At 36.1% G+C, this 23,100-nt stretch carries 27 protein-coding genes and 1 pseudogene; 22 read left to right on the top strand and 6 right to left on the bottom strand.

The annotated features are described in order from the left end of the window. Window positions 1-257: 257 nt before the first annotated feature. The 3 genes and pseudogenes from LRP81_RS14055 to cspD all read right to left on the bottom strand — a co-directional run. Window positions 258-485, bottom strand: a pseudogene (locus tag LRP81_RS14055) (HD domain-containing protein); the annotation flags it as partial. Between the two features lie 230 nt (window positions 486-715). After that, window positions 716-988: a DUF2564 family protein gene (locus LRP81_RS14050; RefSeq protein ID WP_399207744.1), complete on the bottom strand. Its 273-nt coding sequence runs from the start codon at window positions 986-988 to the stop codon at window positions 716-718. A 134-nt stretch (window positions 989-1,122) separates the two neighbouring features. Further along, window positions 1,123-1,323, bottom strand: a complete 201-nt coding sequence (gene cspD, locus LRP81_RS14045; RefSeq protein WP_230502130.1) for a cold-shock protein CspD — start codon at window positions 1,321-1,323, stop codon at window positions 1,123-1,125. 184 nt (window positions 1,324-1,507) lie between these two features. Here cspD and LRP81_RS14040 point away from each other — a divergent pair, with 184 nt between their 5' ends. The 4 genes from LRP81_RS14040 (at window position 1,508) to LRP81_RS14025 (ending at window position 5,578) form a co-directional block, all read left to right on the top strand. Beyond that, the gene (locus tag LRP81_RS14040; RefSeq protein ID WP_230502128.1) at window positions 1,508-1,753 is read left to right on the top strand and encodes a hypothetical protein; all 246 of its coding nucleotides are present in this window, start codon (window positions 1,508-1,510) and stop codon (window positions 1,751-1,753) included. A gap of 94 nt (window positions 1,754-1,847) precedes the next feature. Continuing rightward, a complete protein-coding gene (locus tag LRP81_RS14035; protein ID WP_230502126.1) occupies window positions 1,848-4,019 on the top strand; it encodes a DNA topoisomerase III in 2,172 nt (723 codons plus the stop codon). A gap of 87 nt (window positions 4,020-4,106) precedes the next feature. After that, the gene (locus tag LRP81_RS14030) at window positions 4,107-4,829 is read left to right on the top strand and encodes an ABC transporter ATP-binding protein (protein WP_230502124.1); all 723 of its coding nucleotides are present in this window, start codon (window positions 4,107-4,109) and stop codon (window positions 4,827-4,829) included. Further along, on the top strand, window positions 4,826-5,578 hold the full coding sequence (locus LRP81_RS14025) for an ABC transporter permease (protein WP_230502122.1): 753 nt from the start codon (window positions 4,826-4,828) through the stop codon (window positions 5,576-5,578). Before LRP81_RS14030 ends, LRP81_RS14025 begins: the two co-directional genes overlap by 4 nt. Window positions 5,579-5,853: 275 nt before the next feature. Here the strand turns inward: LRP81_RS14025 and LRP81_RS14020 are convergent, their stop codons facing one another. Together LRP81_RS14020 and LRP81_RS14015 are read right to left on the bottom strand one after the other, a co-directional pair. Beyond that, complete coding sequence (locus tag LRP81_RS14020; RefSeq protein WP_230502120.1) at window positions 5,854-5,994, bottom strand: hypothetical protein; 141 nt, start codon at window positions 5,992-5,994, stop codon at window positions 5,854-5,856. 19 nt (window positions 5,995-6,013) lie between these two features. Further along, complete coding sequence (locus LRP81_RS14015) at window positions 6,014-6,238, bottom strand: DUF3892 domain-containing protein (RefSeq protein WP_230502118.1); 225 nt, start codon at window positions 6,236-6,238, stop codon at window positions 6,014-6,016. A 114-nt stretch (window positions 6,239-6,352) separates the two neighbouring features. Between LRP81_RS14015 and LRP81_RS14010 the strand changes: the two genes are divergently transcribed. The 7 genes from LRP81_RS14010 to LRP81_RS13980 all read left to right on the top strand — a co-directional run bounded on the left by LRP81_RS14010 (window position 6,353) and on the right by LRP81_RS13980 (window position 12,494). After that, window positions 6,353-7,033: a class I SAM-dependent methyltransferase gene (locus LRP81_RS14010; protein WP_230502116.1), complete on the top strand. Its 681-nt coding sequence runs from the start codon at window positions 6,353-6,355 to the stop codon at window positions 7,031-7,033. A 14-nt stretch (window positions 7,034-7,047) separates the two neighbouring features. Continuing rightward, entirely contained in the window at window positions 7,048-7,737 is a 690-nt protein-coding gene (locus LRP81_RS14005) for an AIM24 family protein (protein WP_230502114.1), read from the top strand. A gap of 95 nt (window positions 7,738-7,832) precedes the next feature. After that, window positions 7,833-9,524, top strand: coding sequence for a formate--tetrahydrofolate ligase (locus tag LRP81_RS14000; protein ID WP_230502112.1), 1,692 nt, complete (start codon window positions 7,833-7,835; stop codon window positions 9,522-9,524). After that, window positions 9,524-10,012: a hypothetical protein gene (locus LRP81_RS13995; RefSeq protein ID WP_230502110.1), complete on the top strand. Its 489-nt coding sequence runs from the start codon at window positions 9,524-9,526 to the stop codon at window positions 10,010-10,012. Before LRP81_RS14000 ends, LRP81_RS13995 begins: the two co-directional genes overlap by 1 nt. Before the next feature lie 122 nt (window positions 10,013-10,134). Beyond that, window positions 10,135-10,611: a glutathione peroxidase gene (locus LRP81_RS13990; RefSeq protein WP_230502135.1), complete on the top strand. Its 477-nt coding sequence runs from the start codon at window positions 10,135-10,137 to the stop codon at window positions 10,609-10,611. 154 nt (window positions 10,612-10,765) lie between these two features. Next, on the top strand, window positions 10,766-11,626 hold the full coding sequence (locus tag LRP81_RS13985) for an amidohydrolase family protein (protein WP_230502109.1): 861 nt from the start codon (window positions 10,766-10,768) through the stop codon (window positions 11,624-11,626). A 25-nt stretch (window positions 11,627-11,651) separates the two neighbouring features. After that, the gene (locus tag LRP81_RS13980) at window positions 11,652-12,494 is read left to right on the top strand and encodes a DegV family protein (protein ID WP_230502106.1); all 843 of its coding nucleotides are present in this window, start codon (window positions 11,652-11,654) and stop codon (window positions 12,492-12,494) included. A 3-nt stretch (window positions 12,495-12,497) separates the two neighbouring features. Here LRP81_RS13980 and LRP81_RS13975 read toward each other — a convergent pair whose 3' ends face one another. Next, window positions 12,498-12,749, bottom strand: a complete 252-nt coding sequence (locus LRP81_RS13975) for a hypothetical protein (RefSeq protein ID WP_230502105.1) — start codon at window positions 12,747-12,749, stop codon at window positions 12,498-12,500. A 213-nt stretch (window positions 12,750-12,962) separates the two neighbouring features. Between LRP81_RS13975 and LRP81_RS13970 the strand changes: the two genes are divergently transcribed. From LRP81_RS13970 to LRP81_RS13920, 11 genes are all read left to right on the top strand, one after another. After that, the gene (locus LRP81_RS13970; RefSeq protein WP_230502103.1) at window positions 12,963-13,592 is read left to right on the top strand and encodes an HD domain-containing protein; all 630 of its coding nucleotides are present in this window, start codon (window positions 12,963-12,965) and stop codon (window positions 13,590-13,592) included. A 4-nt stretch (window positions 13,593-13,596) separates the two neighbouring features. Continuing rightward, window positions 13,597-15,507, top strand: a complete 1,911-nt coding sequence (locus LRP81_RS13965) for an ABC-F family ATP-binding cassette domain-containing protein (protein ID WP_230502101.1) — start codon at window positions 13,597-13,599, stop codon at window positions 15,505-15,507. A 43-nt stretch (window positions 15,508-15,550) separates the two neighbouring features. Next, complete coding sequence (locus tag LRP81_RS13960; RefSeq protein WP_230502099.1) at window positions 15,551-16,672, top strand: conserved virulence factor C family protein; 1,122 nt, start codon at window positions 15,551-15,553, stop codon at window positions 16,670-16,672. Window positions 16,673-16,686: 14 nt separating this feature from the next. Further along, window positions 16,687-17,121, top strand: a complete 435-nt coding sequence (locus tag LRP81_RS13955) for a BrxA/BrxB family bacilliredoxin (protein WP_230502097.1) — start codon at window positions 16,687-16,689, stop codon at window positions 17,119-17,121. A gap of 397 nt (window positions 17,122-17,518) precedes the next feature. Next, window positions 17,519-18,292 carry a class I SAM-dependent methyltransferase gene (locus tag LRP81_RS13950; protein WP_230502095.1) on the top strand — a complete coding sequence of 258 codons (774 nt, stop codon included), beginning with the start codon at window positions 17,519-17,521 and terminating at the stop codon, window positions 18,290-18,292. A 369-nt stretch (window positions 18,293-18,661) separates the two neighbouring features. Further along, window positions 18,662-19,252: a YpjP family protein gene (locus tag LRP81_RS13945; RefSeq protein ID WP_230502093.1), complete on the top strand. Its 591-nt coding sequence runs from the start codon at window positions 18,662-18,664 to the stop codon at window positions 19,250-19,252. A 22-nt stretch (window positions 19,253-19,274) separates the two neighbouring features. Next, complete coding sequence (locus tag LRP81_RS13940) at window positions 19,275-19,805, top strand: phosphatidylglycerophosphatase A family protein (RefSeq protein WP_230502091.1); 531 nt, start codon at window positions 19,275-19,277, stop codon at window positions 19,803-19,805. 225 nt (window positions 19,806-20,030) lie between these two features. After that, the gene (locus LRP81_RS13935) at window positions 20,031-20,780 is read left to right on the top strand and encodes an anthrax toxin lethal factor-related metalloendopeptidase (protein WP_230502089.1); all 750 of its coding nucleotides are present in this window, start codon (window positions 20,031-20,033) and stop codon (window positions 20,778-20,780) included. A 282-nt stretch (window positions 20,781-21,062) separates the two neighbouring features. Beyond that, on the top strand, window positions 21,063-21,857 hold the full coding sequence (locus LRP81_RS13930) for a thymidylate synthase (RefSeq protein WP_230502087.1): 795 nt from the start codon (window positions 21,063-21,065) through the stop codon (window positions 21,855-21,857). Beyond that, window positions 21,854-22,348 carry a dihydrofolate reductase gene (locus tag LRP81_RS13925; protein ID WP_230502086.1) on the top strand — a complete coding sequence of 165 codons (495 nt, stop codon included), beginning with the start codon at window positions 21,854-21,856 and terminating at the stop codon, window positions 22,346-22,348. The genes LRP81_RS13930 and LRP81_RS13925 overlap by 4 nt, the downstream gene beginning before the upstream one ends. A gap of 11 nt (window positions 22,349-22,359) precedes the next feature. Then, the gene (locus LRP81_RS13920; RefSeq protein ID WP_230502084.1) at window positions 22,360-23,070 is read left to right on the top strand and encodes a lysophospholipid acyltransferase family protein; all 711 of its coding nucleotides are present in this window, start codon (window positions 22,360-22,362) and stop codon (window positions 23,068-23,070) included. The last annotated feature ends 30 nt before the right edge of the window (window positions 23,071-23,100 follow it).

The raw sequence follows: 23,100 nt of genomic DNA, 5'->3' as shown, positions 1-23,100 counted from the left end.
AAGACTTCGCTTTCCGCGGGTGACCCGCGAGCCTCCTCGGCTTCGCCTGCGGGGTCTCACATTGGCCACTTCTCCCGCAGGAGTCTACGTCTTGCCCTCCAATCAACCGCTAGTGTAATCTAAAAAATAATAGCATATTTTTATACTAAAAAACCGAACATATTTATCAATCACTGAAATAAGTTCGGTTTTGTCTTAGGCTAAAACATTTTTGTCCCAGCCCCATTTTCTAGCCTCAGAAAGCTGATGTTCATGAGGTGGATAACAGATTTGGTAAAACACTTGTATCTACCTATGTCGTGTAGCAGAGCAGCATTGTATGCGAGGTTTATATCCAGTTGGTACCCTTTATTCACCAGTTCTAATACGATTTTTTTTAAAGCCTTGGCAACATTAAGTGAATGCTCGTACCAAGGACCATGGTTTTGCTCGTATGCCCATTCGAGAAGTTTACCAGCATATGTCCTATCTAATATATATTTCATAAGAAACACTCCTGCACTTCAATCTATTCTCTTCCACTAAACTACATCGTTAGTTCACTAAGCGTAAATCCTTCTTAATAATAATGGTTAATAAATGTCTCAGAAAACAAAAGGACCAAATCGCCGGGATAGCAATTTGGTCCACAAAACTAATAACATTTTTATATGCAACACATTTTCCTTTTTACAAGTTAGATTAACGTATTGTGATAGGTATCCGAGCCAGGCAGTTATTTTCTAGCCTCAGAAAGCTGATGTTCACATTGAGATAAGGTAAGTTCGCAATTTTGGAGAAAATTTGTATCCAATCCGGTTTCATTAGACTTTGCGTTACTTAACATAGTCCGTGCATTATCTATAGCTCTTTCTGCATGATCAAGTGCTTCAGGATCCATGCTCATGGTTGCAGACCCAACCATTTTTTCTGCAGATTGAATAGATACCTCAACCTGCATCAAATCATTATAGCCGGTATGGATACCGTCATTATGTTGATTGTTCATTTTTTAGCCTCCTTCTGTTGTTAGAATCCGTTATTGAGTGGTTTGATATACATTAAAATCATAGGTAAACAAAAAAAGAGTCACCAGTAAAGGCAACTCTTTTCCAATCAATATATATGGTCCATCAATATGATTTAGATTTTTGCAACGTTTGCAGCTTGAGGTCCGCGATTTCCTTCTACGATTTCGAAAGAAACTTCTTGACCTTCTTCTAATGATTTAAAACCTTCGCCAGTGATTGCAGAAAAATGAACAAATACATCTTCTCCACCTTCAACTTCGATGAATCCAAACCCTTTTTCGTTATTGAACCATTTTACTTTACCATTTTGCATGTTTCTTTTTCCTCCTAAATATAGCGCACTAATGTGCAAGAAAGTGTATTATCACAAACTGTTCTTCTAAAAAGAAAGCGGTTTAATGACACTTTCAATATACAATATTTAGTCTGTAAGAGTCAAGAAGCGGTCTTTAAAACAAATCATTTTCATATAAATAAAGTAAAAGAGGGGGATAAGCATGTTTCGAACTCATTATAAAGGTAAAGAGTTGATTATACGAATTAAACAAAATCTAACCCAAAAAATAGTAAGTAATGAGGAGATTTATAACGGTCTTCTACATAATTTGGATAAAATTTATCATTTAAACGTGTTTGCGGTTGTATTAGAAGAAAATCTTGTTGTAGGTAAAACCGATCGTACGGAAGTAGCATTAATTACCATTCAAAGTGTCATACCAAAGAAAAATATCCTCGGATTGTAACTATACAAACACATGTTTTGGTTTTATAATGAGTGTAGGAAAAAAGGGGATACCCCTTGTACTGCATTATTATTAATATGGAGTGAATAACAAAGTGAAATTAATTATTGCAGAAAAGCCAGATCAAGGCTTGAAATTGGCTGCGCCTTTTTCTTATAAGAAAAAGGATGGTTATGTGGAAATACCCCCACAAGAAATGTTTCCTAAAGGCGCTATGTTAACATGGGCTGTTGGACATTTATGCGAACTATTATCCCCAGAAGAATATAACACTTCATGGAAACGCTGGACATTACAAACCCTCCCCATCATACCTGAAAAATTCCAACATAAAGTATCTAAATCTAAATGGAAACAGTTTCAAGTAGTGAAAAAGCTTATACATCACCCTGAAGTAACAGAAGTAATAATGGCAGGGGATGCGGAACGAGAAGGGGAGGCGATCATCCGTATTATTCTATTAGTTAGCGATTGTCACAGGCCTCTGAAACGCTTATGGATATCTTCCTTAACACCAAAAGCGGTAATAAAAGGATTTAAAAATCTGCTAGAAGAGCATGAGACACGTAATGTTTACTATGAAGCCTTAAGTAGATCATGTGCAGATTGGCTTGTGGGAATGAATGCATCAAGAGCATATACATTGTTATTACAACAGAAAGGGATTTCTGATGTGTTTTCTACTGGTAGGGTGCAAACTCCGACACTTGCCCTTATAGTAAAACGAGAATTGGAAATAGAGAAATTCCAATCAGATCCATTTTGGGAGGTACTTGCCACTTTTAATTTCGATGGAAAAAAATATAAAGGGAAATGGCATAGAGAGGACCAACCTAGAATTGATGAGAAAGAGTTAGCAGAAAAAATCGAACAATTTTGTAAAGGAAAAGCCGCACGAATTGAGTCAGTGGAAAAGGAAAGGAAAGAATTTCATCCCCCATACCTTTTTAATTTGTCTTCTTTACAAGCTATAGCTAACAGTTTGTATAAATTATCACCACAAAAGACGTTGGAAATAGCTCAGAAATTGTATGTAAAAGGAATTATTTCTTATCCTCGTTCTGATTCCAGTTTTGTAACAAAAGAAGAGGCAGCTATGTTTCCAGACACATTAAGAAAATTAAGCACATACCCACAGTATAAGACCTTTTTTCCACTTCCCAATGAATCAATCCTTCATAACAAGCGGGTTGTTAATGAAAAGAAAGTAACGGATCACTATGCAATTATCCCAACAGAGCAAGTTACAGATCCTTCAAAGCTTTCAGCGGAAGAAGAAAAAATATACTCATTAATCGTAAGTCGTCTGATTGCTGCTCACTATGAGAAAGCGATTTTTGATTACACGACCATACATACCCTTGTTGACGAACGGGCTCAATTTATTTCAAAAGGAAAGGAGCAAATACAAGCAGGATGGCGTTCTGTAATCTATGGAGACAAACAGGAAAAAGAAAGCGATGATGATGAACAAGACCTTCCACCACTTGAGGAAGGTGAAAGCGGAGTAGTCCATGATGTGAAAGTGAAAGAAGGGAAAACTCAACCCCCAAAACGCTACACAGAAGGACAGTTAATTACGGTAATGAAAACTGCAGGAAAACATTTGGAAGATCATGAAATGACTAAGGTATTAAATAAAACGGAAGGACTTGGGACAGAAGCAACTCGTGCAGGTATTATTGGTGTACTAAAAGACCGAAAGTATATCGAGGTTAAAAGAAACCAAGTATATGCAACGACTAAGGGGAGGCTTTTAATAAAGTCAATAGGTGAAAGTATTCTCGCAAGCCCTGAAATGACTGCAAAATGGGAACAAAGGCTTCATGAAATAGGAGAGGGCAAAGCTTCACCACAAGAGTTTATGGAACAAGCAAAAAAACTATCCATAAAATTAATTGAAGATGCCAAAACGCAAAGTGAGAGTTGGTCATTTGACGATATTAATATTACGGAATTTAAATATGTCCCAAAAGGGAAGCGAAAAGGACGAGCAAATGGATTAGGTACGAAAATTGGAGCTTGTAAAAAATGTGATGGAGATGTTGTAGATAAAGGAATATTTTATGGCTGCACAAATTATCAAGCAAACAAATGTAATTTTACAATCTCCAAAAAAGTCCTCGGAAAATCAATATCTGTAACGAATGCTAAAAAATTACTAACTACCGGAAAAACGGACGAAATAAAAGGATTTAAAAAAGGTGAAAAAGTGTTTAATGCAGCACTACATTGGAAAGACAACCATATTCAATTTTTGTTCTAATTAAACTGGGTGTAAGCCTGGTTTTTTTGTTTTTGTTTCTGAAGTAGGGAATAATATGAATGTTAAGGGTAGAAAGGAGAGAGAAATTTGGGTGAAGCAATAATACTAAAGAACATCCATTATTACACCAATGAGAACTCACATATACTAAAAGATATATCATGTACGATCATAGGTGGTGAAATTATTACTTTAGTTGGTCCTTCCGGCGCAGGGAAGACAACACTTCTGAAGCTAATAAATGGATTGGTGCCACTTAATTCTGGAGAAATAATAATAAATGGCAAACACATTGAGCAATATGAGCCAACTGAATTACGAAAACTGGTTGGAATTGCCCTACAAAGTGCTCCAATGATTAAGGGAGATGTCTATGACAATCTTTCACTTCCCTTAAGACTACAGGCAAAAGAATTGGAAGAAAGACATGCAAAAGAGATACTGAATGTTGTAGGTCTTGATCCATCATATTTATTTCGAAATATTAAAGACTTATCAGGGGGACAAAAACAAAAAGTATCTATAGCAAGGACGCTCATTAACCGTCCCGGAATATTACTACTAGATGAAATAACTTCGTCCTTAGACCAAGTATCTCAAAATGAAATAAATAATTTAATTAAAAAAGTAAATGAGACCTATGGGACAACAATTGTCTGGATTACACATAATCTTGAACAAGCGTTAAGTGTTGGAACATATACCTGGGTTATGATAAAAGGAGAACTGGTGGAGGCATGTAAAAGTAAGGAAATAACAAACTCTTCAAACAAAATGGTACAAGCATTCTTAAAAGGGGAACTGGAATGAATCTATTAAATTTAGGAATCGCATTAATATTTGTCCTTATTCCAATTTTGCTCTCTAAGCAGTTTCGTCTTGGTTTAGAAAAAGACACTACTATTGCTGTTATTCGCTCTGTAATCCAGTTATTTATTGTCGGTTATTTACTATCGTTTGTATTCGAATCAGAAGGATACACATTCATCATAATGATGATCGTTATTATGATTGTTGCTGCTACACAAAATGTGGCAAGAGAAAAGACAGCGATAAAGGGAATTACTTGGAAAATAGCACTAACATTAACTTTTATCGAAATATTAACTCAAGGTATACTTTTAGGCTTACAAATTACGCCACCAACAGCGCAATACATTATTCCAATCAGTGGCATGATTATTGGGAACTCGATGGTGCTTGGTATCCTTTTTCTGAACAGATTCATCTCTGAAGTAGAATCAGGGGAAGATGAAATTGAACTTGTACTATCACTCGGGGGTACGCCAAAACAAGCAATTCATAACCAACTAATTCAGTCAGTAAAAGCAAGCATGATTCCAACAATTGAAAGCCAGAAAACCATGGGGTTAGTCCAACTACCTGGTATGATGAGTGGTCAAATTATTGCTGGGGCAAGTCCAATTCAAGCAGTGCAGTTCCAACTATTGATCCTTTTTTTATTATTAACGACAGCATCCGTTACAAGCATTATGCTTGGTCTCTTATCCTACAAAACGTTGTTCACTCAAAAAATGCAATTGCTTAAGATAAGATAATGGTTTTGGCTAGTTAAAAAATTTTTATGCAGTATGAAGACAAAAAGCACATGGGAAGTGTGATAGAAATGTCTTCATAAGCATCACTAAAACCAAACTGTCTGGTAATCACAAATAAAAATGTCATCGTAATCAGTAGGATGACCAAAATCACCTGGAAAAACATAAAAAAGGTCTTCATAGCATATGCCACATGAAGACCAACCCCAGCATAATAATAAGCTGCTTTCGTAAACTTTTTAAAGTTTATAGCAACAATCATTTAAAGAAACATATTATAACTCCGTTTTGTCCCTTTGATCCTTGTTACGTTTATTTCCTTTACTATTATCCCCTGATACTTTTACATTCTGATCTATCCAACTACTTGTTGGACTGTTTTGGTTTTTGCTACCCTTATTGACCTTTTTTGTCATGCTAAAAGCTCCTTAAAATTTAGAATGTAGGTAAATTATCTAAGTTATTACTGGGATCGCCATCTGCATTTCCTCTGATGTAATTCTCTCCGTCTTTTCCTTTAAATACGTTGGCTCCGAGTACATTTCCGTCGTTAACATCGTTTATTGCTTCTTGATAGGAGAGGACCCTGCCTGACGAAGTTTTAAATGAAGTTATGTCTCCGTCCCCATTCTTTTGTACTGCTACAAATGTTTCCTTCAATGGATGACACCTCCTTATTTTGCTATACGATTGTAGCGTTTCCCTGTAAGATAAAATTATACTTTGGTAGATTGATTGTTCTGATATTAAATTAAATAAAGGTGGTGCTTTTACATGAGTTTATTTAATTGGAATGAGGAAACGACAAAACTTTGGAATGAACGTGCAGATTTCTGGCATGAGAACAGCGAAAACATGTGGAATAATGGAAGTAGAAAAACTATCATACCTTTCATCGAAAAAAGTCTATCACCCGGTTCTACAGTATTAGATGCTGGTTGTGGAGATGGATATGGATCATGGCTATTGGCTGAGAAAGGCTATAGGGTTACTGGAGTTGACATTGCCGAAAATATGATTATTACAGCAAAAGAGAAAAGAGAACATGAAAATATATATTTTAAACAAGGGAGTATAACTTGTTTACCTCTTAAAGCAGAATCATTGGATGCTATTATGGCGATAAACTCGATTGAATGGGTGGAGAACCCTTTAAAGGCACTTGTAGAATTTCATCGTGTTTTAAAAGCTGATGGCAAATTGTTTCTCGGTTTACTTGGTCCTACTGCAGGTCCGAGAAGTCATAGTTTTTCACGTTTATATCAGCAAGGTGCTAGTTGTAATACTATGATGCCATGGGAATTTGAGCGATTAGCTTTAGAAAACGGATGGGAACTTTTGGATGGAATGCCCGTATATAAAGAAGAAGCCAAGAAGATAGACACCACTGGGATTCCACGGTATTTAAAACAGGCATTAACCTTTATGTGGGTTTTTATGCTAAAAAAAATATAAAAGGGGATAGTCAAATGTCTAAATACTCCATTCAGCAATTTGTCAGTAAAAGTAAACAGGTAGATAAAGGGCAAGGAATGTTTGAACTGGAAACAGAAAGAATTCTGGAAGTGAACTTAAATGGTGATGTTTGGACAAAAATGGGTTCCATGATTTCCTATGAAGGTACCATTAAATTCGAAAGGGAAGGAATCTTAGAACATGGGTTAGGTAGGTTGATGAAAAAGGCATTTACAGGAGAAGGCTCCCAGCTTATGAAAGCTTCAGGCAAAGGGAAGCTGTACGTAGCTGATCAAGGAAAAAAGATAACCATCATTGATTTGGATGGGGAAAGTATCTACATAAACGGGAATGACCTTCTAGCCTTTGAAAAGGGACTAGATTGGGATATTAAATTGATGAGAAGAATTGCCGGTATGATGGCTGGTGGTTTGTTTAATGTCAGGCTTGAAGGTCAAGGGATGGTAGCCTTCACTTCCCATTACGAGCCTTTAACACTTATGGTATATCCTGGCCAACCTATATACACGGATCCTAATGCTACTGTTGCTTGGTCTGGAAATCTTCAACCAGAATTTGTAACAGATATACAACTAAAGACTTTTTTTGGAAGAGGAAGTGGAGAGTCCATTCAAATGAAGTTTTCTGGAAATGGTTTTGTCGTGGTTCAGCCTTTTGAAGAGGTGTACTATAGTGGCGAATAAACAGTAAGACATTATCACCTATATTTCTATTCTATAGTGGTACAATAAACGTGACATAAGAAAATGAAACGACATAATTTGGTGGGGGAAAGAATATGAAACGTACAAAGACAGCTGTGCCAAGCGATATTGAAATTGCTCAACAAGCATCGATGAAAAAGATTACAGAAATTGTGGAACAGCTTGATATTGAAGAAGAGGAAATAGAGTTATATGGAAAATATAAAGCGAAACTCTCCCATAATATCTTAAATCGCCTAGCACAAAAGGAAAATGGCAAAGTAATACTTGTAACTGCAATTAATCCTACCCCTGCGGGTGAAGGAAAATCTACTGTAACAGTAGGTCTTGGACAAGCACTAAATAAACTTGGAAAGAAAACAGTTATTGCGATGAGGGAACCGTCTCTTGGTCCAACTATGGGACTAAAGGGAGGAGCTGCTGGGGGAGGTTACTCACAGGTTCTCCCAATGGAAGATATCAATCTTCATTTCACAGGGGACATTCATGCAATCACTACTGCAAATAATGCATTGGCAGCCATGATTGATAATCACATTCATCAAGGTAATGAGTTGCAAATAGATACAAGAAGAATTACTTGGAAGCGAGTTGTCGATCTGAATGATCGAGCTCTTCGAAAAGTTGTAATTGGTCTAGGTGGTGCCACCCAAGGAGTGCCAAGAGAAGATGGTTTTGATATTACGGTTGCATCTGAAATTATGGCTGTATTTTGTCTCGCTAAAGATTTAAAGGACTTAAAAGCCCGATTAGCTAGAATTGTCATTGGTTATGATGTAAACCAAAAACCTGTTACGGTAAAGGACTTGAACGTCGAAGGTGCATTGACCTTGTTATTAAAAGATGCTAGTATGCCAAATCTTGTCCAAACAATGGAGCATTCTCCCGCTATAATTCACGGAGGACCTTTTGCTAATATCGCCCACGGCTGTAATAGTGTACTTGGAACACAGATGGCTGCAAAGCTAGGTGATTATGTTGTAACAGAAGCTGGTTTTGGAGCGGACTTAGGTGCCGAGAAATTTCTACATATAAAAACACCTTCCCTTGGTTATCATCCACAAGCAGTTGTTATTGTAGCAACAGTCCGCGCGATAAAAATGCATGGAGGCCTTTCTAAGGACCAGTTAAAAATGGAAAACCTTGAAGCATTGAAACTTGGGATTGAAAATGTAAAAAAACACGTCGAAACCATTCAAAGTTTCGGACTGCCATATGTTATTGCATTAAATGAGTTTGTAACAGATACAGAAGCAGAGATTAGCTACGTTCAAGAATGGTGTAAAGCTCATGAAATACCAATGGCTTTAACTCAAGTTTGGGAAAAGGGAGGAGAGGGTGGATTAAAACTTGCAGAGGCAGTTCTATCAGAAATCGAAAAAAGTAACGATGAATTTACCCCTCTTTACCTACCGGAAAACACAGTTGAACAAAAATTGGAGATTATAGCTAAGACGGTGTATGGAGCAGAAGGAGTCGATATTCTTCCTACTGCCCAAAAACAATTGCAACTAATTGTTGGAGAAGGTTGGGGGCATTTACCTATATGTATGGCAAAAACGCAGTACTCTTTAAGTGATGATGCTAAAAAATTAGGAAGACCTCAGAATTTCACGATTACTATAAGAGAGTTAAAGCCTTCAGTTGGGGCAGGTTTCATTGTTGCCTTGACAGGGAACATCATGACTATGCCAGGCCTACCGAAAGAGCCTGCTGCACTAAAGATGGATGTAGATGAACAAGGGAAAGCTACTGGGTTATTTTAATGTTTGATCCATCTGTTTTTGATAACCTGAAAGTGGTAATGGAAGGTGACATTTATGAACTAGATCTTCTAGGTATGATCAAAGTAGTGGGTCGAAGCGACATTGTTGATCTCGCAAATATGTCTAGGTCCTTCAAGATGGAACTTACAAAGGATAAAAATATCTTTGGACATATTCAATTAAGCTCAGATATTGAAAACATTTCTGGAGAACTTCTACACAAAATTAATTCTCCGGGATGTATCGCACAAATAAAATTTACAAAGCCTCTCCAAAATCATACTACTTTGATAGTGGAAGTCGAGCAATGGCAAAGTAAGTTACAACATGTTTGGCCTCACAGGCAAATCATAATGAAGGTAGTAAATACTTTTAGTGGTGATGACCAGGACTTTGTAACAGCAGAGATTGTCTTTGATCGCCTAATTTATGAAGAGAACATCGACGACTTACGAGAGATGGTAAATGTACTGGTTACTTGCTTGTAAAAGCTGTTTTCATTAACTTTTTGCCTTTTTCCTACAATTAGTTAAAGTGAATGGTGAATGTTAAAACAACATGTTACGTGCAAATAGCAAAACTTTTTGAAAATAGAAAGAGGTGTATAGTAATGTCCGTTTATGACTATAAAGCTACAAATATAAGAGGAAAAGAAGTTTCCCTTTCAGACTATAGGGGATATGTAATGCTTATTGTAAATACTGCAAGCAAATGTGGATTTACCCCCCAATTTGAAGGATTAGAAGAATTGTATAAAGAGTATGAAGATAGGAAATTTGTTGTGCTTGGTTTCCCTTGTAATCAATTTGGAAGCCAGGAACCTGGTGATGAGAATGATATTAATGATTTTTGCCAATTAAATTATGGCGTTTCTTTCCCTATGTTTTCGAAGATAGACGTTAATGGTGACGAAACACACCCACTATTTGCATATTTAAAGGAAAATGCAACCGGCCTTTTAGGGTCAAAAGCGGTAAAGTGGAATTTTACAAAGTTTTTAGTGGACAGAAATGGTGAAGTCGTCGAAAGATTTGCATCTGCGACAACACCTGCTAATATCAAAAATGATATTGAAAAATTACTATAATAATTATCAAAAGAAAAACAGGTAAATATTGGATGATAATCTATTGCAAATACTAATATAAAAGAAAACCCTTTTCTTTCATTTACGAGAAGGGTTTTTGAAATTATTATCGAATAAATAGTATTATCACTATTGGAAGAAAGGAGTAACGTAGTTGAAAGTTATTGATGCACATGTGCATTTTTCGAAAATAAAAAGCTTTCAGGATACAGCTGATAAGCTTTCAATGGTTTCCTATACATATGAAGGTCTTTTAAAAGAGTGGGAGGAGAATAGTGTAATTGGTGCAGTGGCAATGGGGGTAACAGAAACAACCTCAAAAGCCTTCCCTGACGCTAAAAGCGAGACACCGATGATGCTGGACCTATCAAAAAAAACCCCTCCAAACATGGGTTATTGTCCTGGTATTAACCCGTATAAAATGGATAATAGACATCTTATCGAGCTTGAGCAAGAAATACAGAAAAGAAGGGCAGTAGGAATCAAAATATATCTAGGTTACTATCCATTTTATGCGTACGATGAAATTTATGATTCAGTATACAAACTAGCAGCTAAGTATCAAATTCCGGTTGTTTTCCATTCCGGTGATACATATTCTGATAATGGGCTATTAAAATATTCGCATCCACTTACATTAGATGAAGTGGCAGTGAAAAATCGTGATGTCACATTTGTGATGGCTCATTTTGGTGATCCATGGGTGTTGGATGGTGCAGAAGTGGTTTACAAAAACAAAAACATGTATGCAGATCTTTCAGGGTTAATAGTTGGTACAGAAGCAGAGTTTGATAGGCACCGTAAAACAAGATTTCTTAATCATCTTCTACATGCATTAGATTACTGTGACCACTATGAAAAATTAATGTTTGGTACCGATTGGCCACTTGTTACCACTGGAACATACATCAATTTTATAAAAGGCATTATTCCGATAGAGTTTCATCAAGCTGTTTTCCATGACACAGCATTAAATGTTTTTCCAAAAGTGCGAGGATTATTGGATTCAAACTAGAAATAGAAAGAAACGGGGGATTTTTATGGAAAGAATTGCATGGGTAACTGACAGTACCGCTTATTTGGATGATATGTTAAAAGAACATCAGGATGTATACAGCATTCCAATGGTAGTTTACTTTGAAGGGGAAGAATTCCTAGATGGAGTAACATTATCTCTTGAAGATTTTTATACCAAAATGGAAAATAGTTCGACGCCTCCCAAAACTAGTCAACCTTCTGTTGGAGCCTTTGTAGAATTGTATAATCAATTAGCAGAAAAGTATGACCGTATTATATCAGTACATTTATCTAGCCATTTAAGTGGCACGGTTTCATCAAGTAAACAAGCAAGTGAATTAGTAGATATCCCAGTACATACGATTGATTCAAAAGTTATATCTTTTCCATTATCTGCAATGGTGAAAAAGGGGATCCGGTCACAGGAAGAGGGGAAACATTCTGCTGAAATTATCGAATATCTGGAAAACCTCTCTAACAATTGCGAACTATATGTTTTAATTGGTAGTCTTGAACAGCTGCATCGAAGTGGACGTATGTCTGGTGTACAAAAATTACTTGGCAGTTTATTGCAGATTAAGCCAATTATTAAAATAGAAGATGGGAAACTCGAGGTAGTGGAGAAAGTGCGCACACAAAAGAAAGCGCTGTCAAAAATTTTAGACTTTGTAGAAGTATCTAACTCAAAATCTCCGCTCAAAGAGCTATTTGTACTCCATGGCACCAATCATGATGAAGCAAAAGCACTAGTAGAAACCCTTAAGGGAATATATTCGAATATACCTATAAATCCATATCCGTTATCGACTGCAATAGCGGTGCATGCAGGTGTAAATACAATCGGGATTGCGTGGTATAATGAATAACTATTATCGATATTGCAGTACGTATTGAATTTCTTTTGCATTTAAAGGAATTGCTCCAATTAGTGTGTAACCAATGCTTAAGAATCTAGATAAAGTCTCTGTACATTCCGTAGAAATTGGTTCTAGCGGTGCATGCGGACTCTTAAATATCGAAATGACGGAATTATCCTGAAAATTGCATCGAATAATAATAATATGTGTTCCGTGCCATGCAGTTCCAATTTGAGGTCTGTTGAATGGACGTGGAAGATACATGTGTTTACCTCCTTTGATAGGCTGTTGTTGACGGAACATATCCGTTTGGCATCGGCCTTTAACTATTTCTTTATTTTATGTAAATTGGGTAAGTGGGTTCACAACTGGCGATAGCTATTGCATAATGTTATAGTTATTTGGCAGCACATGTTACTATATTTATAACAGGATTTGATAGCATTTGAAGAGTTTTGTAAAGGGGATTATGCAAGGATGATACAAAAATTAGAAAATTACATAGAAGCTATTTTCGAGAATGACACTACAGGTCATGATTTATTCCATATTGAACGGGTAAAGCGGCTTGCATTATATATAGGAAAAAAAGAAGGAGCAAATTTATTAATGGTTGAGATCATTGCATTATTGCATGAAGTGTTGGACGATAAATTAATAGATAATCTCCCGAATGCAAAAGAAGAGATTAAGTCGTTACTATCTGAGCTCCCTCTTACAAAGTTGCACATAGATGAAATATTGTTCAGCATTGAGAATATCGGATATAAAGGCGGAAATGGAATAGTGTTGGACTCCTTGGAAGGAAAAATTGTTCAGGATGCAGATCGTTTAGATGCCATTGGTGCCATTGGGACTGCACGTACTTTTATGTACTCGGGAGCTAAAGGTCAGTCAATGTATGATCCTGAAATAGAAGTGAGGACTTCCATGAGTTTTAAACAGTACCGTGAACAAAAGTCGACAGCGATTAATCATTTCCATGAAAAGCTTTTTCTTTTGAAAAACGCGCTTCAAACGGAAACGGCTAAGAAGATTGCAGCCCAAAGACATGCTTTTATGGAACAGTTTGTTCATCAATTTATGAAAGAATGGAATGAGATTTAGTAAAATGAAAATGTTAATCGGGGAAAATCTTTCAAAAACATATGTGGAAAAAGTCCTTCTGGATCATACTTCTTTTAGTATTCAAGAAAAAGAAAGAGTTGGATTAATTGGTGTTAATGGCACAGGAAAATCTACTTTGCTGAAGATTATTGCAGGCATAGAAGTTTCTGATACAGGAACAATTACATCGTCAAATGACTATACAATTGGATACTTATCACAACAGCCCTTATTAGCAGAAGAATCAAATATTTTAGAGCAGATTTTCAGTAAAGAATCTGAGGTCAACAGGGCAATTAAGGGATATGAAGCATGCCTACAAAACATAGAGAAGAATCCTATAGACGAAATAATACAAGTTAGATTTGCAGAATACCAAGAGCAAATGGACAGACTTCAAGCCTGGGATGCTAGTGCGCATGCAAAAGCAATCTTAAATAAACTAGGTGTTTTTGATGTTAATCAAAAAGTTAAACATCTTTCAGGTGGCCAGAAAAAAAGAGTAGCACTCGCTCAAACTTTAGTAGAAGCATCAGATTTATTAATCTTGGATGAGCCAACTAACCACCTTGACTTTGAAGCGATCGAATGGTTAGAGGATTACTTAAGTAAATATAATGGTGCCGTTTTACTTGTTACACATGACAGATATTTTTTGGATAAAGTTACAAACCGTATTTTTGAGTTATATCAAGGGAAAATCCATTCTTACCAAGGGAATTACGGGGATTATTTAGAAGCAAAAGCTATAAGAGAAGAAGAACTGCAAAAGTCAGAAGCCAAACAAAAAGGGCTTTTTCGGCAGGAATTGGAATGGATGCGAAAAGGGGCAAAAGCAAGAACAACTAAACAGAAGGCTAGAATCAAACGTTTTGAAGATTTAGAGAAGAAAGTGGCAAATGCGAGTTCAGCTAATGATCTTGAGCTTATAACGGGTTCAACAAGACTTGGAAAGAAAGTAATGGAGTTAATACAAGTAAGCATTGGGTTTGGAGAAAAAGCAATATTTAAAGATATTAATTTGTTATTAAAGCAAAAAGATAGAATAGGAATTGTTGGACCAAATGGTGTAGGTAAAACGACACTTCTTAATCTTCTAACAGGAAAAGTTGTTCCTGATTCTGGGGAAGTAGATACGGGAATTACAGTTAAAACAGGTTATTACACCCAAGAACAGCAGGAAATGAACCCGAATCAAAGGTTAATAGAATACATTAAAGAAGAAGCTGAAGTAATAAAAGGGGAAGACGGTAGCTTTATCAGTGCCTCCCAACTTCTTGAACGTTTTTTGTTTCCACCACATTCCCACGGTTCTTTGATAGGAAAATTATCTGGTGGAGAAAAAAAGAGGCTATATCTTTTGAGAATTTTAATGTCTCAACCAAATGTTTTATTACTCGATGAGCCTACCAATGATTTAGACACAGAAACTCTAACGATACTGGAAGATTATTTGGAAGAATTCCCAGGGGTTGTCATCACAGTATCCCATGATCGATACTTTTTGGATAAAGTAGTAGATGAGCTTTTAATACTAGATGGATCTGGTCAATTGCAGAGGATATCTGGCGAATATAATGATTATGTGGAGATGCAACTACAAAAAAGAAAAGAAGAAAAAATAGCTGAACAAAGTATACAAACAAATCAGTTCCGTCCGCAAAAAAGCAAACCATTTAAGCTATCCTATCAGGAACAAAAAGATTGGGAATCGATAGAAGAACAAATCATGTCTGTTGAAGATGAATTGTCAAAAATAGATGAGGAAATCTCCAAATCAGGGAGCGATTACGAGAAGGTAAGTAAATGGCTCGAAAAACAAAAAGCCACGTCAGATAAACTTGAACAATTAATGGAGCGGTGGGAAGAGCTTTCTGAAAAAGTAGAACAAATCAATGCTGCCTCAAAATCATAAAATCTATAGAATTATGGCAGTAAATATAAAGGAGTGATTTAAGTTGAAAATACTATCAATTGAGCCAACTCCCAGTCCAAATACAATGAAAGTAATCCTAAGTGAAGAACTTCGTGCAGGAGCTAGAAATAATTACTCGCAAGAAAATAGTAGCCAAGCACCAAAGGTTATTCAGGATATCCTCGAGATTGAAGGGGTAAAAGGAGTATACCATGTAGCTGATTTCCTAGCAGTAGAAAGGAATGCACGATACAATTGGAAGGGAATTCTATCAGAGGTTAGAACTGCTTTCGGAGAATCGGAAGAGGAGCAAGAAAAACATTCCAAAGCAGTATCTGACAGCTTTGGGGAAGTAAAAGTATATGTACAGATGTTTCAGGGTATACCTATGCAAGTGAAATTATCAGATGGCGAGCAAGAAAAACGTGTTGGTCTTCCGCAACTCTTTATGGACACGGTATTAAAAGCTCAGCAAAATCAGGATAACGTAGTACTTGAACGGGAATGGAAAGAGCATGGTATCAGATACGGAGATTTGGAAGCAGTAGGAAATGAAATTGTCGAGGAACTTTCCGCTACCTTCACCAAAGAACGACTACAAAAAATGATCAATCAAGAGAATAAAAATGAAAAGGCGAATACAATAAAACAAAAGCAACGATTTAAAGTTACTTTAGAAATGCTAGATCAATCTGATTGGGCAAAACGATTCGCCGCACTTGATCAAATGGATCCTAAGGATGAAGACATTCCAGTACTGGCAAAAGCACTTGAAGATGAAAAAGCATCCATACGCAGACTTGCTACAGTATATTTCGGAATGTTGGAGGATTCTGACATACTTCCATATCTTTCAAAGGCACTAAAAGATAAATCCGTGACTGTAAGAAGAACAGCAGGAGATTGTATGTCAGACCTGGGTGATATTGCTGCAATGCCGGATATGATAGAAGCATTACAAGATAAAAATAAGCTTGTTCGTTGGAGAGCTGCCATGTTTTTATATGAAGTGGGTAATGATACAGCATTACCAGCATTACATGTAGCAGAAGATGATCCGGAATTTGAAGTAAGTATGCAAGTGAAAATGGCTATCCAGCGTATTGAAGGCGGAGAGGAAGCAAAAGGTTCTGTGTGGAAGCAAATGACAGAACGTAACAATTAAGGAGGAATATTAATATGTCCATGGCTTACGAAGAATATATGAGACAACTTGTTAAACCAATGAGAGATGAACTGACAAGAGCAGGTTTTCAGGAACTAACTACAGATAATGAGGTTGATGACTTTTTTAACAAAGTAGATGGATCAACATTAGTAGTGGTGAATTCTGTATGCGGATGTGCAGCTGGACTTGCTCGACCTGCTGCAACACAATCCATTTTACAAGCGGAAAAAACACCAGAGCATCTTGTTACTGTTTTTGCAGGACAGGATAAAGAAGCTACTTCAAAAATGCGTGAGATTTTCGGTGAAATCCCACCATCTTCCCCTTCCATGGCATTAATGAAAGGCAAGGAAGTCGTTCATTTTATCCACCGACATGATATTGAAGCGAATTCAATGGAAAATATAATGACTAACTTACAAAATGCTTTCCAACAGCATTGTTAAATTAAAGTGAGAAGGGGCTGTCCAGAAAGTGAGTACTTTCGTTTGGCAGTCCCTATTAATTAGAAATGCTCTATAACACGACGCTTTTTATCTTCACAAAAAGACTTCCCATTCCAAGGGACGGTCTTGAGCCCAGTCCCTTCGTTGTGGATCTAAAGTCTACAGTTACTATTCCGCCAGAGTTTTCGTCTTTTTCTCAGATAAACTGCTAGAACAGTATTAAGCGAAGATGGTCTTATGTATCAAAGAGAAATTGAAAACGATAGGACATAAAATATCTAGTATTAACTACACATCGGACAACTTTTTTTACAGTATTTTTTTGAGATCTAAGTCCTGTTAGGGCTGGACAAGATTCTAGCATTACCCTAAGTTGTTTTTGAAAAAAGGAGAAAAAATGATTGTGACAACAGCTGGCAGGACAGAAAATAGGATGTTTAAAACTGCCGAATTAATTGCGTTAGAACTTGGGTGTCCATACATAAAAAGAGAGAAAAAATCTATTCAGCATTTGTGGGAAGAGTATGAATCTGATGTACTTGTCATCGGAAAAAATCGATACGAATGGCACAAGCGAAATTCTCAGGAACCATTATTTTTTCATCCAAATACAGCTAGCTTTCGTGTGAAGAGGTGGTTAAATGGCGAGCACGATCCATTTATTACAGTAACCAATCTAAAAAGCGGAATGAGTCTTCTGGACTGCACACTCGGACTTGCCTCAGACAGTATCATGGCTAGTCTTGTAGTGGGGGAATATGGGAATGTGGTTGGAATAGAAGGAAACCGAATTTTTGCATACATAGTCGAAAAAGGTCTAAAAAATTGGAGTACCGATAATCATTATCTTACAGAGGCTATGAACCGAATAAAAGTGACAAAGGGGAATTATCACTTTATTCTTCCCTTATTACCTGAAAACTCTTTTGATGTAATATATTTTGATCCAATGTTTGAGTCAAGAATAGTAGAATCTAATGGGATAGCGGCTTTGAGAGATGTTGCTGTTTATGATGATTTAACGATTGAAACGATCGAGCATGCAAAAAGAGTTGCAAAAAACAGAGTAGTGTTGAAAGACCATTGGCAAAGTGATCGTTTTGAAAAATTTGGCTTCCAAGTTCAAAAAAGAAAAACAGCGAAATTTCATTTTGGTTTTATATTGACTTAAAAAAGAACAAAATAAAAAACTCGCGTAGTGTAAACGACACGAGTTTTTTATTTTAATCAGCTATGCATAAATAAACTAAAATACCCAAAGTAACAAAGCAACTAACGATAATTGCAACATCTGCCATGTCAACTACCTCCAATATGTACTCTTCCTTAATATTAACAAAAAACCATAAATAAATGAACAAAAATATATGAAATACAATAAGAACTTGAAACTTTAATTGAGGAAGAAAATAAATAAAATATTCTTACTTTTATGGTATACTAGTTTATAAGAATAGCCCAATGTTTGAAATTAATTGTGTAGAAGATAGATAGAAATATAAGAGAATACAGTTAACAGCAATAGAAAGGAAGACTTGCCATGCCTAAATGGTTAAAAAAATCCCTTGTTGCCCTAATTACTGCCCTTACATTTGGTACTATTTCTCCACCAGCCTATTTAACAGTGGACGACCAAAAAGATGACTCTTCATTTGGAGATATTTCTAACAAGGAAGTAGATACATACTCCAATAGTATAATTGACCCTTTTTCAGAAGAAATAACGAAGGAATCGTTTATGATGTTAGCAAAAGAACAAGCAAAAACACAGAGCTTAACGAAATTCGGAAATCGTATAGGTCCTAAAATTCAAGATGAATTTTCTGGTATTATTCTCCCCAAAATGGAAACTGTCATCCAGCAGTTTGCAGAAGAGCACCCTACTGAGGATTTAAGTAACCTCGCCATTTCTGAAAAACCAGGCGGTGGCGATAGTGAAAAAATATTTCATATATACCATGCTGAAGATGGGAATGACTTGATTCGATTCCATGTAAGAAAAGACCATCCACCACTTGATGGATATTATTTTAATTTTCATTACCATACCCATCATGATAATTTCCAAAATCATCATTTATTAGGTTCTATATATTGGGCAAAGAACACACCACCCAAATGGTTAAGTTAGAGACAGAAATGGAGTCAAGCATATGAGAAAATATACGCTGCAACAAATGCATGAAATAGCGAAAAAGATGCTAATTGAACGTGGAGTTACCATTGAAGACATTGCGGAAATAGTCTTTCAACTTCAACAAAAGTATATAAAAGATGTAACACTTAAAGATTGTATTCATAATGTAGAAAAAGTGTTGGAAAAAAGAGAGATTGTCCATGCAGTACTGACAGGTATCTCTCTAGATATACTAGCTGAAAAGGAACTGCTCCCAGAACCACTTCAATATTTAGTGGAAACAGATGAACCACTTTATGGAATTGATGAAATAATTCCACTTTCCATTGTCAATGTTTACGGTTCTATTGGTTTAACTAATTTCGGCTTCTTGGACAAGGAAAAGTTCGGTATTATTAAGAGGCTGGATGAAGCAGAAGGCAATGAGGTACATACATTTATGGATGACATTGTCTGTGCACTTGCTGCCGCGGCTGCAAGCAGAATTGCTCACCGCACAAGAGATATTGAAGAAGCAAATCTAAACGAAACAGAAGTAATTGTCTGAGTGTCATACAAATAGGAAGAGATTATCCATTAATGGGTGATCTTTTTTTCTTGCTTCCCAAGAATAGAAAGGCATATTGGAAAAAAATACATCTCAATTATTAATAAAACATTACAAAAACTACATTCAAATTATTTTTTTTAATGATATAATACAGTATAATAGATTAGAATTTTCAAATAATTTACGCATCTTGGAATCAGCATCTTGAGAAGGGGAGAAACTATGAAGCGGCGTATTCTTGCTATTCTTTTTTTAATTTTGTTCATTATTATTCCGATATATTGGAAAGCATACGCGAATTTGGATGCTGTTCCTCTTGGAGTATATTATTCTCCTGACTTAGAAAATTATCTTCATGACGTACCTAGCAGGGATACACTAAATCAGCTGATTTATTTACCTCCAAGTGAGTTTTCGGAAAAAGATGCAGCCTTGATGATTCAACACATTTCGAATATTCCTACCAATATACTAAATATATTAGTTCAGCAAAATGTTCATTTATATCTATTTAATGGAAAGTTGACTGAGATTGAAGGATTTGAACATCTACATGGTCTTAAACCAAGAGGCTATAGCGAAACTGGTTCATTATGGGAAGAGGTTCCAGGGATAGGTGGATCAAAATTAGTGCTTGCCAAAATAGGTCATAGTAACAAAGGGATGGGTCACGGTTCCATAAACTTAGAATTACATGAACTCGCACATTCCATTGATCGATTTGTACTAGGAAATATACGTAACAATAATGTATTTCTGGAAATCTGGAAGGAAGAGGTGTCGGTACTATTTCCAAATAAAAGCTATTTTAATACTTTTCCAGAAGAATATTTTGCTGAAGCATTTGCTATGTACTACTTAAATGAGTCCTCACGGTTTGAACTTGCAAAGCATGCACCAAAAACCTATTTATTTTTTGAAAATATGGAAAAACTTCCCCTAACGCAAGAATTCCGTATAAGTAATAATTGATAAGGTTGTCCAATTTTATGGATAGCCTTTTTTTAATACTAATAAAAGGTCGAAAGTAAATTACTAGATAATATCCATTTTTTCAAGAAAAACAATGTGTGTTTTTTTCAGTCCGAACCTAGAGATTTCCTCACATCCGCTTCATTCAAAAAAATAGACCCACATTGGCCGTAAATTAATTTTACGATTTCCAATTGAACGATAATATTAAATCACAAGCTAAACTTTGTAAAACTATGTTAGAATATATTAGGAAAATGACGTTTTAAGAGGTGACCTAAAATGAAACAATATTTGGATTTATGTGAACATATTTTACATAATGGAACAAAGAAGGAAGACAGAACCGGTACAGGAACGATTAGTACGTTTGGTTATCAAATGAGATTTGATCTTCAGGACGGTTTTCCTTTAGTGACCACAAAAAAACTACACTTAAAATCAATAATCCATGAACTCCTATGGTTTTTAAATGGTGATACAAATGTAAAGTATCTTCAGGATAACGGAGTACGAATTTGGAATGAGTGGGCAGACGAAAATGGTGATCTTGGACCAGTATATGGTTTTCAATGGAGATCTTGGCCAACGCCACAAGGTGGTTCGATTGATCAGATTTCCAAATTAATTGATCAAATCAAACATAACTCCGATTCCAGAAGATTAATTGTCTCTGCTTGGAATGTTGCAAATGTGGATTCCATGGCACTTCCCCCATGCCACACTATGTTTCAATTTTATGTGGCAAATGGAAAACTATCATGTCAACTCTACCAGAGATCTGGGGATGTATTTTTAGGTGTTCCATTCAATATTGCTTCTTACGCCTTATTAACAATGATGGTTGCTCAAGTATGTGATTTGGAACTTGGAGAGTTTATCCACACGCTAGGAGATGCCCACATATACACTAATCATATTGATCAAGTAAAGCTTCAGTTACAAAGAGATCCTAAAAAGCTGCCCAAAATGGAACTAAACAAAACGATTACATCAATTTTCGATTTCAAATATGAAGATTTTACACTTGTTGACTATGATTCACATCCTCACATTAAAGGGACTGTAAGTGTATGATTTCTATAATTGTTGCTACAGATAAAAACGGGCTGATTGGGAAAGACAATGATTTACCGTGGAGATTGCCTGCTGATCTTGCTTATTTTAAACGAATTACGTTAGGTAGCACGGTTGTAATGGGGCGTAAAACATTCGAATCTATAGGAAAACCTCTACCGAAGCGAAGGAATATTATCTTAAGTAGAAATAGTTATGAAGTTGCTGGGTGTGAAACCATTCATTCACTTGAAGAGGTTATCAACCTTTCTAAACAAGAGGACGAACTATTTATTATCGGTGGGGCAAAACTATTTGAAGATGCCTTACCAATGACAGATATCCTTTATCTTACTTATATAGATGAGGAATTTGAAGGAGACACATATTTTCCGGAAGTTGAAGAGAGCAAATGGGAATTAGTATCAAGTGAAAAAGGAATTAAAGACGATGTGAATCCTTACGATTACTATTTCAGAAAATATAAAAAGAAAGAATGGGCACACGTCTAGGGAGATAAAAGATGTTACGTACATTATGGTGGTTTTTGTTTTTTTTCGGATATATGATTATTCATTTGCCATCCATCAATAAGGCGAAAAAAATCAGTGAATCTTTGTCTTTGGAAGAAAGCGATAGAATTATTCACGAAAAGCCAAAAACTTGGGCAAAAGAACTGGTGCGAATTACTGGGACTAATGTGGAAGTAATAGGTGAGCAGAATATACCAGATGGTCCTGTGCTATTTGTCAGTAACCATCAGGGTAACTTTGATGTCCCTATCCTGATTGGTTTTATTCCCAAACCATTTGGATTCATATCCAAAGTGGAAGTGAAGAAAATTCCCTTCATACCTAAATGGATGGAAGCGATGAATTGCGTATTTATTGATAGAAAAGACAGGAGAAAAGCAGTTCAATCAATAAGAGAAGGAGTCGCTACTTTGAAAAAGGGGCATTCCTTAGTTATTTTTCCAGAAGGGACAAGAAGTAAAGGAAACGTAATGAGTGAATTCAAAAAAGGTGGACTGCGTCTTGCAACGGAAAGCAAGGTTCCCATTGTTCCGGTTTCAATTTCTGGATCTTATAAAATCATGGAAGAAAGCAAGTTTGGATTTAAAGCTGCGAACGTTAAAGTTACGATTCACAACCCTATTTTCTTAGATGATAAAGAAAAAGTAGATGGAAACGAACTTGGGATGCAAGTTAAAAAAATTATTAGGGGAAGCTTATAATAAGTACTTTCGAATTGTTCCTCTAATGCA

The sequence above is a fragment of the Sutcliffiella rhizosphaerae genome, assembly GCF_917563925.1.
Lineage (GTDB): Bacteria > Bacillota > Bacilli > Bacillales > Bacillaceae_I > Sutcliffiella_A > Sutcliffiella_A rhizosphaerae.
This window is presented reverse-complemented; position numbering and strand designations above follow the sequence as displayed.